Source organism: Clostridium sp. 1001271st1 H5 (assembly GCF_005845215.1).
In the GTDB taxonomy this organism is placed as follows: Bacteria; Bacillota; Clostridia; order Lachnospirales; family Lachnospiraceae; genus Enterocloster.
The window spans coordinates 39,909-54,611 of the sequence record NZ_SPHO01000019.1 but is presented as its reverse complement, the minus strand read 5'-3'; the positions used below and the strand labels follow the sequence as shown (position 1 = coordinate 54,611).

Annotated in this window: 14 protein-coding genes; all 14 read left to right on the top strand. The window is 53.4% G+C overall.

All coding sequences use genetic code 11. From position 1 onward, the window contains the following. Window positions 1–23 precede the first annotated feature (23 nt). The 14 genes from spoVT to FGS84_RS23235 all read left to right on the top strand — a co-directional run bounded on the left by spoVT (window position 24) and on the right by FGS84_RS23235 (window position 14,696). Complete coding sequence (gene spoVT / locus FGS84_RS23300; protein WP_138310715.1) at window positions 24–572, top strand: stage V sporulation protein T; 549 nt, start codon at window positions 24–26, stop codon at window positions 570–572. 173 nt (window positions 573–745) lie between these two features. Then, the gene (locus FGS84_RS23295; protein WP_138310714.1) at window positions 746–2,026 is read left to right on the top strand and encodes a C40 family peptidase; all 1,281 of its coding nucleotides are present in this window, start codon (window positions 746–748) and stop codon (window positions 2,024–2,026) included. A 29-nt stretch (window positions 2,027–2,055) separates the two neighbouring features. Further along, complete coding sequence (locus tag FGS84_RS23290) at window positions 2,056–3,276, top strand: N-acetylmuramoyl-L-alanine amidase family protein (RefSeq protein WP_138310713.1); 1,221 nt, start codon at window positions 2,056–2,058, stop codon at window positions 3,274–3,276. 22 nt (window positions 3,277–3,298) lie between these two features. Then, entirely contained in the window at window positions 3,299–4,507 is a 1,209-nt protein-coding gene (locus tag FGS84_RS23285; RefSeq protein WP_138310712.1) for an N-acetylmuramoyl-L-alanine amidase family protein, read from the top strand. A 283-nt stretch (window positions 4,508–4,790) separates the two neighbouring features. Continuing rightward, window positions 4,791–5,096, top strand: coding sequence for a flagellar hook-basal body complex protein FliE (locus FGS84_RS23280; protein ID WP_138310711.1), 306 nt, complete (start codon window positions 4,791–4,793; stop codon window positions 5,094–5,096). 29 nt (window positions 5,097–5,125) lie between these two features. Next, window positions 5,126–6,733 carry a flagellar basal-body MS-ring/collar protein FliF gene (gene fliF / locus FGS84_RS23275; protein WP_138310710.1) on the top strand — a complete coding sequence of 536 codons (1,608 nt, stop codon included), beginning with the start codon at window positions 5,126–5,128 and terminating at the stop codon, window positions 6,731–6,733. 1 nt (window position 6,734) lies between these two features. Then, a complete protein-coding gene (fliG, locus tag FGS84_RS23270; RefSeq protein WP_138310709.1) occupies window positions 6,735–7,742 on the top strand; it encodes a flagellar motor switch protein FliG in 1,008 nt (335 codons plus the stop codon). Continuing rightward, a complete protein-coding gene (locus tag FGS84_RS23265; protein WP_138310708.1) occupies window positions 7,735–8,565 on the top strand; it encodes a FliH/SctL family protein in 831 nt (276 codons plus the stop codon). The genes fliG and FGS84_RS23265 overlap by 8 nt, the downstream gene beginning before the upstream one ends. A 12-nt stretch (window positions 8,566–8,577) precedes the next feature. Continuing rightward, window positions 8,578–9,882: a FliI/YscN family ATPase gene (locus FGS84_RS23260; protein ID WP_138310707.1), complete on the top strand. Its 1,305-nt coding sequence runs from the start codon at window positions 8,578–8,580 to the stop codon at window positions 9,880–9,882. 10 nt (window positions 9,883–9,892) lie between these two features. Next, complete coding sequence (gene fliJ / locus FGS84_RS23255) at window positions 9,893–10,342, top strand: flagellar export protein FliJ (RefSeq protein WP_138310706.1); 450 nt, start codon at window positions 9,893–9,895, stop codon at window positions 10,340–10,342. Between the two features lie 33 nt (window positions 10,343–10,375). Beyond that, complete coding sequence (locus FGS84_RS23250; protein WP_138310705.1) at window positions 10,376–11,815, top strand: flagellar hook-length control protein FliK; 1,440 nt, start codon at window positions 10,376–10,378, stop codon at window positions 11,813–11,815. A gap of 25 nt (window positions 11,816–11,840) precedes the next feature. Further along, window positions 11,841–12,482: a flagellar hook capping FlgD N-terminal domain-containing protein gene (locus tag FGS84_RS23245; RefSeq protein WP_138310704.1), complete on the top strand. Its 642-nt coding sequence runs from the start codon at window positions 11,841–11,843 to the stop codon at window positions 12,480–12,482. Window positions 12,483–12,540: 58 nt separating this feature from the next. Next, window positions 12,541–12,936: a TIGR02530 family flagellar biosynthesis protein gene (locus FGS84_RS23240; protein WP_138310703.1), complete on the top strand. Its 396-nt coding sequence runs from the start codon at window positions 12,541–12,543 to the stop codon at window positions 12,934–12,936. Window positions 12,937–13,007: 71 nt separating this feature from the next. Then, window positions 13,008–14,696 (top strand): flagellar hook-basal body complex protein, encoded by a 1,689-nt coding sequence (locus FGS84_RS23235; RefSeq protein ID WP_138310702.1) that lies wholly within the window; start codon window positions 13,008–13,010, stop codon window positions 14,694–14,696. The last annotated feature ends 7 nt before the right edge of the window (window positions 14,697–14,703 follow it).

The following is a 14,703-nucleotide window of genomic DNA, read 5'->3' as shown; positions in this document are numbered from 1 at the left end:
AGTAAAATGGAGGAATTTTGTTTATGAAAGCTACAGGAATAGTCAGAAGAATTGATGATCTGGGCCGTGTGGTCATTCCAAAGGAGATTCGGAGGACCTTAAGGCTCAGGGAAGGTACGCCGTTAGAGATATTCACAGACAGGGAAGGAGAAATCATCCTTAAAAAATACTCGCCTATGATGGAACTCACCTCATTTGCCGTGCAGTATGCAGAGGCCATGGCACAGTCCACCGGCCTTTTCGTATGCATTACGGACAGGGACCAGGTCATAGCCGTGGCAGGAGGAGCCAAGAAGGACCTGCTTCAGAGAAATATCAGCCGTCAGCTGGAACAGGCCATCAATGAGAGGAGCACTGTCATTGCCGCCAGGGAAGACAAGGCATTCATCCAGCTGGTGGACGAGGAGCTGGAGGGAATCAGCGCCCAGGTGGTTGCGCCAATCATCTGTGAAGGCGATGCCATCGGCGCGGTGGCTCTCATGAGCCGCGAGCCCAGGGCCAAGTTCGGGGACGCCGAGGTAAAACTGGCATCCACGGCTGCCGGGTTTCTGGGACGGCAGATGGAAGGTTAACAGTTATACAGGGGTTTTACGGAAATATCCCGGTGCGGGGCAGCATGACTGCAGGCCTGTACCGGGATGTTTCTGTTTTCAGGCTTTTTTCCTGGTTACATTTGTGCTATACTGACATTATTGAAAAATGATGTGTAATTTGGGAAGGGTTAAAAGGTATACATAAGAACGGTATGGGAATGAGTGGTAACCGGGGACGCCGGCGGAGGGCGGTACTGATTGCGGCAGCCCTTGTGCTGGCAGTCCAGGCGCCTGTGCCAGGCCGCGCATCGCCTGTCACAAAGGCAGAGAAGGAAAAGCGCCGGGCAGAGGAAGAAAAGTCCCGGGCAGAGTCTGAGGCAGAGCAGCTGGAACAGAAGCTGGGAGAGTCCAGGCAGAAGGAACAGGACCTGGAGGATGAACTGGTAAGGCTGCTGGCCCTAAAGGATATACTGGAATCGGATATGGAAGAACTGAAGGCGCAGATTCACCAGGCCGGCCTGGATTACCGCCAGGCCGAGGAACAGCGCCGGACACAGTACGGGATTCTCAAAAAGAGGATTCAGTTCCTGTATGAGGAAGGGGATATCACTTATCTGGACATCCTTTTAAAGGCAAAGAGTATAGGGGATGTGGTCAGCCAGACCGAATATTTCAGACAGCTCTATGAATATGACCGGCAAATCATAGAGAGGTATGAACGGCTAAAGAAGGAAGCTGCCGGAAAAAAGGAGCTGCTGGAGGAGAAACAGTCCCAGCTGGAGGTCATGGAAGAGGAGAATGAGTCCCAGCAAAAGGAGCTGGAAGGCTTTATCCGGGAGAGGGAAAAAGAGAGCAGCGGATTTGCCCTTGAACTGGAGGCAGCCCGGACACGGGCCGCCCGCGCGGCCGGTGAAGTGAGAAGGAAGACAGAGGAGATACGCATTCTCAGGGCCAGGCAGGAGGAGGAACGTGCCAGGCAGGAGCGTATCAGGCAGGAGCATATCAGGCAGGAGCAGGAGCGCATCAGGCAGGAGCAGGGAAGCATAGGGCAGGGACCGGGAGGCGCCAATCAGGAGCCGCCGGTCCTGGGTCCGGGGCAGGAACCGGGAAGCAGCGGCAAGCCGGCAGAAAGCACGGGCGGCACTGAGTTCGGCAGAAATGTGGCGGACTATGCCCTGCAGTTTGTGGGAAATCCCTATATATACGGAGGTACAAGCCTGACCAACGGAACGGACTGCTCCGGTTTTACCCAGTCCGTATACCGGCATTTCGGCGTCAGTATCCCCAGAACATCGGGGGAACAGGCCGGATTTGGCAGAGAGGTACCGTATGAGGATATGGAGCCAGGGGATTTGGTGTGCTACTCCGGCCATGTGGCCATGTATATCGGCGGAGGCCGTATCGTACATGCCAGTTCCAGAAAAGAAGGTATCAAGGTGAGCAATGACCCGGCCTACCGGACCATTGTATCCATACGCAGGCCATGGCAGTAACGGGGATAAAGGATAAGGGGAGGTTTAAGATGGGGATTAGAAACAGGCTGATACATGTTTCCTGCAGGGCAGCGGCAGGATTGTTCCTTGTGCTGGGGGTATGGTGGTCCGCTGCCATGGTTTCTTATGCGGACGAGGCTATTAAGTCGGTGACCATAGCGGTTACCTCTTCCGTGGAGGTGGGGGGCAGCGCAAGCGTGTCAGCCACGGCGGACAGCACCAAGTATCATGTGGTGTCCTGCGGGTTTATCAATGGAAAGACATCCTGGAAGGCAGGGGAGACACCGCGTATAACCATTGAATTGGCTGCTGAGGACGAGTACTATTTCGGAAGCATCAGTTCCTCCAGCGCGCATATACGGGGCGCGGATTATGTGTCATCCAAGAAAAGCGATGCAAAGCGCAGCCTCACCATTACTGCAAAGCTAAAAGGCGTCAAGGGGACACTGGACCAGGTGGAAGAGGCCCATTGGGAGGAAACACCTTTGGGAAAAGCAAGATGGGCCAAGGTAGAGGGGGCCTCCTCCTACGAGGTAAAGCTGTTCTGTGATGAGAGCATGGTTTACCATGTGCCCAGGACCAATTCCGTCAGCTATGATTTCTTTCCCTATATGACGGAAGAAGGGGATTACTATTTCAAGGTAAGGGCTGTGGCAAAGTCGGAGTCAGAGTCTGACTATCTGAAAGCAGGAGGATGGACCGAGTCTGACAACCAGCAGATTACCAGGAAGGATGCCCAGGCAGCGGATAAGAGGGCCGTGTCCCAGGGAAAGGGAACCGCCGGTGTCAGTGTGAAGGACGGAACCGGACCCAATGCCCAGGCCCCCGGCTGGGCCCAGGACAAAAACGGCTGGTGGTACAGGAACCAGGACGGAAGTTATCCCGTGGGCTGCTGGCAGGAGATTGGCGGTAAGTGGTATCTGTTTGACATAAACGGATATATGCTTACGGGCTGGCAGTGGAAGAACGACAGGGAATACTACCTGACATCCAACGGGGACATGGTTACGGGCTGGCTTCAGTTCAACCGCATCTGGTATTACCTGGACCCGGAGAAAGGAAAGCTGACAGGACAGTGGCTGCAGCAGGGGAACGACTGGTACTATCTGAATCCGGACGGCAGTATGGCAACCGGGTGGCTGCTGTGGCAGGGGAATTGGTACTATCTGGACCCGTCAGGCGGGCGGATGGTGCGGGATATGGCTGTGGACCAGCATTATGTGAATCAGGAAGGGATATGGGTCCCGTAACCGGCAGAAGGAGGATAAAAGGATGTATGGATGGAAGAAGGCGGCTGCAGCCATGGGGATTTGGGCGTTGCTGGCAGCGGCATTCCCTGCTGTATCCATGGCAGCAGTAAAGACAGAGACAAGGACACCCATTACCAGCGTATCATTAAGGGTCCGCTCTGATGTGCAGGCGGATTATGAACTCAACGAGGCTACGGTGCATGCTACCACGGACAGCAGCCTGTATACCGTGGGCGCTTATAAATGGGTTGCCAAGAATAATAAGGATTACTGGGAGCCGGGGGATGAACCCAAGGTACAAATTGAGATACATGCCAGAAGCGGTTATTATTTCAACAGGGTCACAGGACCAAGCAAGTTCCAGATTGACGGAGCTTCCTATAAGTCGGTAAAAAAGACCAACAATGACGAAACCCTGCTTCTCACGGTACTGCTGACACCTGCTTCCGGCACCCTGGAGATACCGGACACAGCGGAATGGATGGGATACCCGCCGGGAAAAGCCACCTGGGCCCAGGTCCCTTACGCGGGCGCCTATGAGCTGAAGCTCTACCGCAATGGGCAGATGGTCCAGGGCATACCAAAGGTCATTGCCACTAATTACGATTTCTATCCTCTGATGACTGCGGCAGGGACATACCAGTTCCGCGTCAGGGCCATTCCCAAGGACACGGAGGAGACAGCCTATATCACCAGCAGCGACTGGGTATATTCAGACGAGCTGGACATAGACGCGGATGAGGTCTGCACCCTGACCGGAGGGAACATGGGCGGTCCTGACAAGGGCGATGCACTGACGCCGTCCCAGCTGGGATGGATTAAGGACGATGAAGGATGGTGGTACAGGAATACGGACGGCACCTATCCCGCCGGAACCTGGAAAAACATTGACGGCAGATGGTATCTCTTTGATTTCAGCGGGTATATGCTGACCGGCTGGCAGCAGAAGGACGGCAATTATTATTTCCTGGATATCAACGGAGTCATGCAGACAGGCTGGTTACAGGACAGCCGTAAATGGTATTACCTGGGAAATGACGGCATCATGTATAAGGGATGGCTTGCGGCCGGGGACGGCATGTACTTCTTTGACCAGGACGGCAGCATGCATACAGGATGGCTCTTAGACAGCGGCAGCTGGTATTATATGAGTCCGGAAAACGGGCGCATGGTTAAGAATGCCTATGTGGAGGGACGGTATCTGGATGGTTCCGGTATCTGGCATGGTTAGGAACGCTAAAGCAGCTATGGGCAGGCTGCCATAGGGCAGTGTAGGATTAGGCAGCGGCAGGAAATGGAAAACATATCCTGCCGCTGCTTTTTATGCGGACTTTATATCAGCTTTATTGCATGGAAACAATTACCAACAACCTGTTTTCCCTGTAAACAGGGTCAAAATGGTTACAAAACAGTTCCAAAAACATTTATTTTTGTTGACTGAGTGACTGAATGGGGATATACTTAAAATATTGGATAATTGTGTAAATAACATGAGGTATACAGGGGGGAAGATTATGTTCATCATACCGGTTACAAGGATGGAGGGTGCGGGCTCTTTATCTGACTTAAAGGGAGACAGCACGGTTAAGGCGGTCCCGGAGAAGAGCTTTAACAATGTGCTTAAAGAAGCAGTCAGGGAGGCGGACCAGTCCATCAGGGACACCCGGATAATGGATATGAAGCTTGCATCAGGGCAGGTGGATAACCTGCATACCGCTTTGATACAGGCTGAAAAGTCAGCGGCAGCAGTGGAGTTCGCCACTCAGCTTACTTCAAAGGCAGTGAATGCCTATAATCAGATTATGGGTATGCAGGTCTAATACGGGATGAAGGATGTTACAATTGAATCATGGGGATAAAGGATAAGATAAAACCAGGAGCCGGAGGAAACGGTGCCATAGGACGAGTCCTGGGAAGCGGCAAAAGAAAAGCCGTGGCAGCGGGGGTGGCTGCGGCTATAGTGATAGCCCTGGCAGCCAGCATTTTATTAAACAGAGGGAATGTCGGAAGCTATGTAACATTGTTTCCAGGGATATCCAGGGAGGAGAATAACGAGATTCTGGCAGTGCTGGGCGGAAGAGGCGTGCCGGCTAAAAGAAATGATGAGGGTGAAGTGACGGTTCCGGAGGAACAGCTGGGTGACATCATGATTGAGATGTCAGAACTGGGATATCCGAAAACGGCGCTTCCTTTTGATATTTTTTCAGATAATATGGGTTTTACTACCACGGAGTTTGAGAAGCGGCAGTATCTCCTTATGAACCTTCAGGACCGGCTGGAACGCACCCTGAAGGACATGACCGGTATTAAGAACGCCATCGTCACATTGAATGTGCCTGATGAGAGCGCTTATGTCTGGGATGATGGGGATTCCGGCAGTACAGGCTCCGTTTCTTTGACTTTAATGCCGTCCTATGACTTGTCACCGGAAAAGGTATCGGCCATCAAGAATCTGGTGGCGGACAGCGTACCGCGCCTGCTGCCGGAACATGTAACCGTGGTCAACGCGGAGTCCATGCAGGAGATGGTGTCCGATGATATCGGAAACACGGCCTACGGTCTGAACCGTCTGGATTTTGAGGCCAAGGTGGAGGAACGGTTACAGAATAAAATCAAAAATGTACTGACCCTGGCCTATCCTCCCGATAAAATCCGGGTATCTGCCACGGTTGTCATAGACTACGACAAGATGATAACCGAGAATCTGGAGTACGAGCCCCAGGAGAACGGACAGGGAGTGGTGGACCACTACCGGGAAAGCAGGGGCACGGCAGGAGGCCTGGCCGGCGCGGGAGGCATTGCCGGGGAGGAGAACAACACGGACATACCTGCCTACGGTACTGCCGGAACAGGCGGCGCGGCCCAGGGAACCGGGGATTATTACAGGGATGTGGATTACCTTGTAAGCTACATAAAGAAACAGATTGAAAAGGACAATGTTAAACTGCAGAAGGCGACCGTGGCCATCACGGTCAATGACGATAACCTGACAGAGGCCAAGAAACAGCAGCTGATTGACGCGGCTTCCAAGGCAGCCAATATTGCGCCGGAGGATATCGTGGTGTCCAGTTTCCGTGAAGTGCCCAAGGAGTCGGCTCCGGCAAAACCGGCGCTGCCGGTGCAGGCGCCTGTGGATACGGGAATTGACTACAGGACCATAGCCATTGCGGCCGGAGCCGGAATCCTTTTGTTCCTCCTGCTTTTGTTCCTGCTTTTCGGACGCAGGCGCAGGAGGCAGATGAAGGAAGACCAGGAGCTGTTTGCTCCCTTTGAGGGAGAGGCTCCGCCCCAGGCAGATGCAGCTGACCGGGCCGAGGAGGAGGCGGTGCACAATGACCTGGGCCGTATGCAGGTGAACCCCGATGACCCGGTGGAGCAGGTACGCTCCTTTGCACAGATGAATCCGGAAATTATTGCATCCATGATAAGTTCATGGCTGAAGGAGGATAAGAAATAAGATGCCTGCAGAAGAGAGAAGGCCAGCAGAGAAAGCAGCGGCTGTCATATCCATACTGGGGAGCGAACGGGCATCTGAGGTGTTCCGGTATCTCACGGAAAACGAGGTGGAACAGCTGTCCATGGAAATCACCCGTCTGCCCCGTCTGGCTGAAAATGAATTGGAAGACATTGCCAAGGACTTTTATAACTGCTGCGTGACAGAGAAGGTCATAACCGAGGGCGGACGGGACTATGCCAAGGAGGTCCTGGAAAAGGCATTCGGGCAGCAGCAGGCCAGGAACCTGATGGACCGGGTCAGCAAGGCCCTGAAGACCAAGGCGTTCAGTTTTATCAGAAAAGTGGATTATAAGACACTGATGGCAGCCATACAGAATGAGCATCCGCAGACACTGGCTCTCATCCTGTCCTACGCAACGCCGGAACAGGCGTCAAAAATCATAGCCAACCTTTCCCAGGACACCAGGGTGGATGTGGTGGAGCGCATTGCCAATATGGACCGGGCCCTTCCCATGGCCATCAAGATAGCCGAAGAGGTCCTGGAAAAGAAAATCGGTTCCTCTTCATCAGAGGAAACCATGGAAGTGGGCGGTCTTAACTACATAGCAGATGTAATGAACCATGTGGACCGCAGCACGGAGCGGGATATTTTCGACGAGCTGAACATGAAGAATCCGCAGCTGGCCGAGGATGTGCGCAAGCTCATGTTTGTATTCGAGGATATCGCATATCTGGACCCCCTGTCCGTGCAGAGGTTCCTGCGTGAGATTGATTCCAAGGATTTGTCTGTGGCGCTGAAGGTTGCCAACCGGGATGTTACTGCAACCATATTTTCCAATATGTCCAACCGTATGCGGGAATCCATACAGAGCGATATGGAGTATCTGCATAATATACGTATGAGCGATGTGGAGGATGCACAGCAGAGGATTGTGGCTGTTATCAGGCGGCTGGAGGAGGAAGGCGAGATTGTGATTTCCAAGGATGGAAAGGATGAGATAATTGTCTAGGGTATTGAAGCAGGGACAGACCGTCACGGGCCATGCCAGGGTCAGGGTATATCAGACTGACGCAGGAGCGCCGGGACAGCCCCGGACCGGGGAAAACGCAGACGGGACAGGAAATCCGGAGGGCCATGGGGCCGGAGCCAGCGGACCGGGTGCAGCCGGAACCGGCGGCCAGGACGCAGCCGGAAAGCGGTATGCCCTTATATCGGAGGAAAAGCGCAAGATTCTGGAGCATGCCAGAGAGCAGGCGGAACAGTCGGCTGCCAGGATACTGGAGGAAGCCTATGCCCAGAGGGACAATATAGTAAACACGGCACGGGACGAAGCCGGAAGGATACATGACCAGGCAAAAAAGGAAGGCTACAGCCAGGGAATGGACCAGGCGCTGGAGGATATTTCGAGGGATGTTGCCGGCATACAGGTAGCGGTTGACCGGATGGGTCAGGGACTGGAGGAATTCAAGAGCCGGATGAATGAGAAGGTGGCCGGCCTGGCCTTTATGATGGCAGAAAAAATACTCAGGAAAAAGGTGGAGTATGATGCGTCCGAATTGGCGGACATGGTGGCGTCTGCCGTGCTTTCGGAACGGGATAAGGAGAATATAACGGTCCACATTCCGGAGGATGCCGTGGGGCTGGTGGAGGTTCTTGAAAAGCGCCTGGAACCCCTGAAGGATAAAATGGGCGGTGTACTCCGCATTAAGCCGGAAAGCAGGCCCCCGGGCTTTGTCCAGATAGAGACAGAGGAGGGCATCGTGGACGCGTCACTGGATGTTCAGCTGGATAATCTGAAAAGGCAGCTGACGGCCCTGACCAGTCAGGAGTAAGGCGGTAAGCATATGGAGCTGGAACAGATAGAACGGGTCATTGAGAATGCCGGCCTGTACACATATCTTGGCAAGATTGACAAAATAGTGGGAACCACGGTTGAGTCCACGGGACCGGCCTGCAGGCTGGGAGACGTGTGCACCATTGATGTGGTGGAGGGCGGTTCTCCGGTCATGGCCGAGGTGGTGGGCTTCCGGGAGAACAAGGTGCTTTTGATGCCCTATGGCGAGACTGAGGGCATTGGTTACGGCAGCGCTGTCCGCAATACCGGGAAGCGCCTGCACATTGCGGTGTCCAACCGTCTTATCGGCAGGACCGTGGATGCCATGGGAAATCCCATAGATGATTTGGGGCCGGTGGAGGATGTGTCATACTATTCCATCACAGGAAAACCCTCCAACCCCATGACGCGTCCCAGAATCGACACAATCATACAGATGGGGGTAAAGGCCATAGACGGTCTTCTGACCGTGGGCAAGGGCCAGAGAATGGGAATCTTCGCAGGAAGCGGCGTTGGAAAGAGTACGCTGATGGGCATGATTGCCAAGAATGTAAAGGCGGATGTCAACGTCATCGCCCTGGTGGGGGAGAGAAGCAGGGAGGTTGTGGAGTTTATCAACAGGGATTTGGGAGAGGAAGGGCTCAGACGTTCGGTTCTGGTGGTGGCAACCTCCAACCAGTCCGCCATGATGCGTTCCAAGTGCACCATGACAGCCACCACCATTGCAGAGTATTTTAAGGACCAGGGCATGGATGTGCTTCTCATGATGGATTCCCTTACCAGGTTTGCAATGGCCCAGAGGGAGGTGGGGCTGAGCATTGGGGAGCCGCCGGTAGCCAGGGGGTATACCCCTTCCATTTATTCAGAGCTGCCTAAGCTGCTGGAGCGTTCCGGCAATTTTGAGGAAGGTTCCATTACCGGCATCTATACGGTCCTGGTAGAGGGGGACGATGCCAACGAGCCCATATCCGATACGGTCCGCGGAATTATAGACGGACACATCATGCTGTCCCGGAAGGTGGCTGCCAAGAACCGTTATCCGGCCATTGATATATTGTCCAGTGTCAGCCGTCTTATGAATGACATTGTGACGCCGGAACATAAAGCGGCTGCCGGAAAGCTCCGCAGGCTTCTGGCTGTATATGAGAGCAACAGTGATTTGGTTTCCATCGGAGCCTATAAGAAGGGGACAAATCCGGAATTAGATGATGCGCTGGAACGAATCGACCGTATTTACGGATATCTCCAGCAGAAGACGGATGAGAGCTTTTCCCTGGATGAGGCAGTAATCCAGATGATACAGGCAACGGATTAAGGGGCGGGCCATGAAAAAGTTTGTATTTACGCTGGAGCGCATGCTGGCGTACCAGGAACAGAACCTGGAAAAGGAAAAAGGCGTTCTGGGCAGGGTTACGGCTGAACGGGATAGGCTGGAGGAAGACAAACGGGATAAGGAGCTGAAAATCCATCATATCCAGGAGGATATCGGACAGCGCCAGATGCAGGGGACAACCGTATTTATCCTGAAGGGCTGCTATTCCATCCTGGAAGGCACCAGAATCCAGCTGGAAGAAATAGAGACAGAGCTGGCCCGGGCGCAGGCCAGGGTGGAGAAGCAGAGACGCATTGTGACAGAAGCTTCCCAGGAGGTAAAGAAGCTGGAGAAGCTGAAGGAAAAACAGTTGGAGGAATACCGCCATGACGAGGCAAAGGAGCAGCAGGACCTGATTATTGAGCATGTTGCCGGAGCATTTGTCAGGAATGGCGTTTCCTAAATAGAACATTATCTGCGAAAGGAGGTGAAACAGATGAACGCAGGAACATTTACACAGGCTCTCACAGCCAGCCGTTTTAAGGAGAATCCATCCGTTGGCTCAGGGGCCAGGGAAAAACAGGAGGATGCCGCCAGTTTCATGGATGTGTTTGCACAGAATTTAAAAGATGCCCGCAGAGACGGCACAAAGGCGGCAGGCAGGAAATGGAATGAGGCGGCTGATTCAAAAGCACGGGATACAGCAGATAAAGGAAAGAACCCCATGTCTGCGGACCGGGCCAAACAATCCGGGACCTCTGAAGAGAGCACATGCCGGGGCGGCAGTAAGACGGCAGATTCAGAGACAGAGCATACGGATAACGCGGAACAGGACAGCCAGCCCGGAAAAAGCCAGAATAACAGCGCCATGACGGAAGCAGCCATCACGGAAGCAGCCATGAGCCTTCAGGCAATGATGCCATTGCTGCAGGAAGTGCCGGTCCTCACTGGGGACGGGAAAGCGCCGGATATCCAGGATGCTGTCATGCAGACGGAATTTTCCCCGGAAACAGGAAAGACAGGACAGCCTCTTTTAATCAACACGAATCCGGAGGGTTACGGGCAGCAGGCAGCTAATCCGTTCCGGGAGGTGGTTCAGCCGGAAACCGCGGAAGCGGCCAGAGGGCAGACGGCTCAGGAAGCAGTGTCCAGGCCCGAGGTCAGACAGGAGACAGCAGACAGGACCTCAGATTTTGTCCGTCTTTCAAGGACAGATGCCATGGAAGCAGAAATGGAGGCCCCGGTCCGGAACCACAAGGAGACACAGCCATCCGGTGAAGATATGTTTTCCGGTATGGCAGGCAGGCAGAATAAGGCTTTTAATCTGCTGCGGGAACAGGCCGGGACAGCGGATGAAGAACCCGGGGATGTGAACCAGGCTCTGGAGGAACTGAAACGGAATGCGGATGCCAGGGGGCTTGACCTGACCGGGAAGACAGTGCAGAATAGGGTGAATGACAGCCTAAGGCCGGTGCCGGACGCCAGGGAACAGCAGATGGAGACTCCTGTGCTGGAACAGCTTAAGACTGGGTTTGAACGGGCTGTGAAGACAGACGGCGGGGAACTTACCATCCATTTAAAACCGGAAGGACTGGGAGATATAGTGGTACGCCTGACAAGCGCCGGGGAGAAGATGACGGTACGAATCGGGGTCACAAATCCGGAGACAGAAAAGCTGGTTACCAGCCAGATGGAGAGCCTTAAGGAAATGCTGAGGCCCTTAAACACAGAAGTACAGGAAGTTTACCACAGCAGCCAGAATGCCATGGATTTTTCGGGATTCAGCCAGCATATGCCGCAGCGCCAGGGCCGGCAGGCCCATTTCGGATACAGCTATCACGGAACAGAGGACAGCGGATTAGAGGATGAACTTCTGACGGAAGCAGAGCGGATGATGGCAGAGAGCCGCATGAGCAGGCTATACGCCTACGTTTAGGCCGCTTACAGAATAGGAGAGAACAATGCCCATACAGTCAGATTACAGTACGCCTTATACATCAGGCGCAGGTGCCGCCGGGCCGGGAGCCGGTTCCAAATCAGGATTACAGGGAACAGATTCAGCCAAAGCCAGGGGGCTGTCCGACGACAATGATACGGGGACAGGGGGAACAGACAGTACAAACAGTACAGACAGTTCCGGCAATGTGATTGACGCTGTCTTCGGAAGCGAGGACGACAAGAAAGTCAGCATGGATGATTTCCTCACCCTGATGGTGGCGCAGCTGAAGAACCAGGATTTTATGAATCCGGTGGATGACACCCAGTATGTGACCCAGCTGGCCCAGATATCCACCATGCAGCAGATGGAGGAAATGGCATACAATGCAAAGAGTTCCTATGTGGCTTCCCTGGTGGGCAAGAATGTGTCCGCAGCTAAGTTCACCGTGTCGGGGGACCTGAAAAAAGCAGACGGAGTGGTGGAGAAGATATCCCTGCTGGATGGGAAATTCGTAATATATGTGGACGGGGAAGCCTTTTCCATGGATGAAATCATGGAAATCAAGGATAAGCCCGCAGCAGAAGAATCCGGTGGAAATGATGAAACCCCGCCTGACGGCCAAACTGCGCCAGATGAAAAAACACCATCCGGCGGCACGGCATGATAACCATTTTTATGAGCAGATGTTTCATGAACCGCAGCAAGGGACTGGAGGATGAACAATGGATTCCATGATTTATAATAAAATGCTTCATACCCCCATCTATACGGGGACTCCGGGTGAGCCGCCGAAGAGCAGGCCCCGGGAAACGGGAAACGACAATGCATTTAAGGAACTGCTGGAGCAGAGACTGAAGGAAGAAAGCCAGGTATCCTTTTCCAGACATGCCATGGAGCGTGTGGTGGAACGGGGCGTGGATGTTTCCTCTGAAAAGCTGGACCGCCTGAATGAGGGAGTGCGCATGGCAGAGGAAAAGGGACTGAAGGAACCTCTGATTCTCCTGGGAACCACTGCATTTGTTGTAAATGTAAAGAATAATAAAGTAGTCACTGTTGTGAATGAAGACAGCCTGAAAGGCACTGTTTTCACGAATATCGACGGAACCGTAATGATATAGCCGGTCCTTTGGGAGGCTATCCTTACCCCGAATGACGGACGGGTAGGGCGGTTAGAAAAGGAGAATTCAACATGTTAAGGTCATTATTTTCAGCTGTGTCCGGTATGCAGGCCCACCAGACAAAGCTAGATGTTATCGGCAACAATATTGCCAACGTTAATACATACGGCTTTAAGTCAAGCCGGGCCCGTTTTCAGGACGTATATTACCAGACACTGCAGAGCGCCACAGGCGGTGACAACAATAAGGGCGGAACCAATGCCAGCCAGGTGGGCTACGGCGCGCAGCTGGCAGGCGTTGACCTGAATATGGGACGGTCGGCCCTGCAGTCCACAGGCAGGCCCATGGATGTTGCCATCACAGGAGAGGGATTTTTCCAGGTGATGGACTCGGACGGAAACATATTCTATACCAGGGCCGGAAACCTGCAGCTGGACAACAACAGCGGCAATCTGGTGGATGCCAACGGATACACGGTGCTAGGCGTTACAGGGGACCCTCTTGGCAAGGCTGCCGGGGCAGACAAAATACATTTAAGCATACCCGGCAAGAACAATGCACAGTCAACTAACTCCCAGACTATCAATGGGATTGAATATACCATAACATCCCAGAACACCACCGGCGCAGCCAATGTCACCATCTCATTCCGGCTGGACGACACGCTTCCGGACGGAGCGGATGTGGTGGTAAAATCAGGGGATTTAAAGGATTCCAGTATAACGGTCAGCGTAAACAAAAATGCGGTTTTTACAAGTTTAGCTGATTTTAACAGCAAGATGAACGCCGCCATCACACGGGCCAACAGCGGAAAGGCCCATCCGGCAGGCGATTTCACCATAACAGCGGTTCCCGCGGACAAGATATTCAAGACCAGCCTTACAGGAGAAGAATTGCTGGGTGAGAATTTCGGAATCAAGTCAGGCGTACAGACCTTTACCAATGCGACAGACATCAAGGACGGCATATTCGGAGGAATCAAACCCTCCGGTACCAGCACAGAGCCCAAATTTACTGCCTCAGGCAAGGTGAGCTATGAGATGACCTTCCAGCCAGCCACTGCAACCGAGCCTGCCGCATGGATTATCAAGGCCACGGTTGAGAATGACGACGGAACGAAACGATATTTCACAGGCCAGGTCAGCGAGAACAGCACCTCGGCTAACAGCGTGTGGCTGAAAGAGGAGGATTCTTCCGTGCCCCTGAACGACCAGCCCGGCCAGTATATTGAGCTGAAGCATCCGGGCTATGCCGCTATCCAGGATGCATGCAAGGACCTTACGGGCAATGCGCTGATAAAGACAGATGTGGGTACTATCACAGCCGCAACCAACTCCAACGATTTAGGTCTGAAGAGCAAGAACTTTACCCTGACAAACGGCAGCGAGGGCGGGGATGTGGCCCTGTCCGGCGTGGGAGTGACGATTCTTTCCAATGGAATCATCGAAGCAACGCACCCTGATTTGGGCAAGATTCAGATAGGACGCATTGATTTGGTTACCTTTGATAACCCCTATGGTCTGGAGGGCGTGGGCAACTCCTACTTCAAGACCACGGCTAACTCCGGCGACCCAAAGCTGTGCCAGGCAGGAGAGAACGGCACAGGAGCATTAAAAACCTCATCCCTGGAAATGTCCAATGTGGATATCTCCACGGAATTTGCAGATATGATTGTCACACAGAGAGGTTTCCAGGCTAACTCCAGAATCATTACGGTTTCGGATTCCATCCTGGAGGAACTGGTGAACCTTAAGAGATAAAGTGATG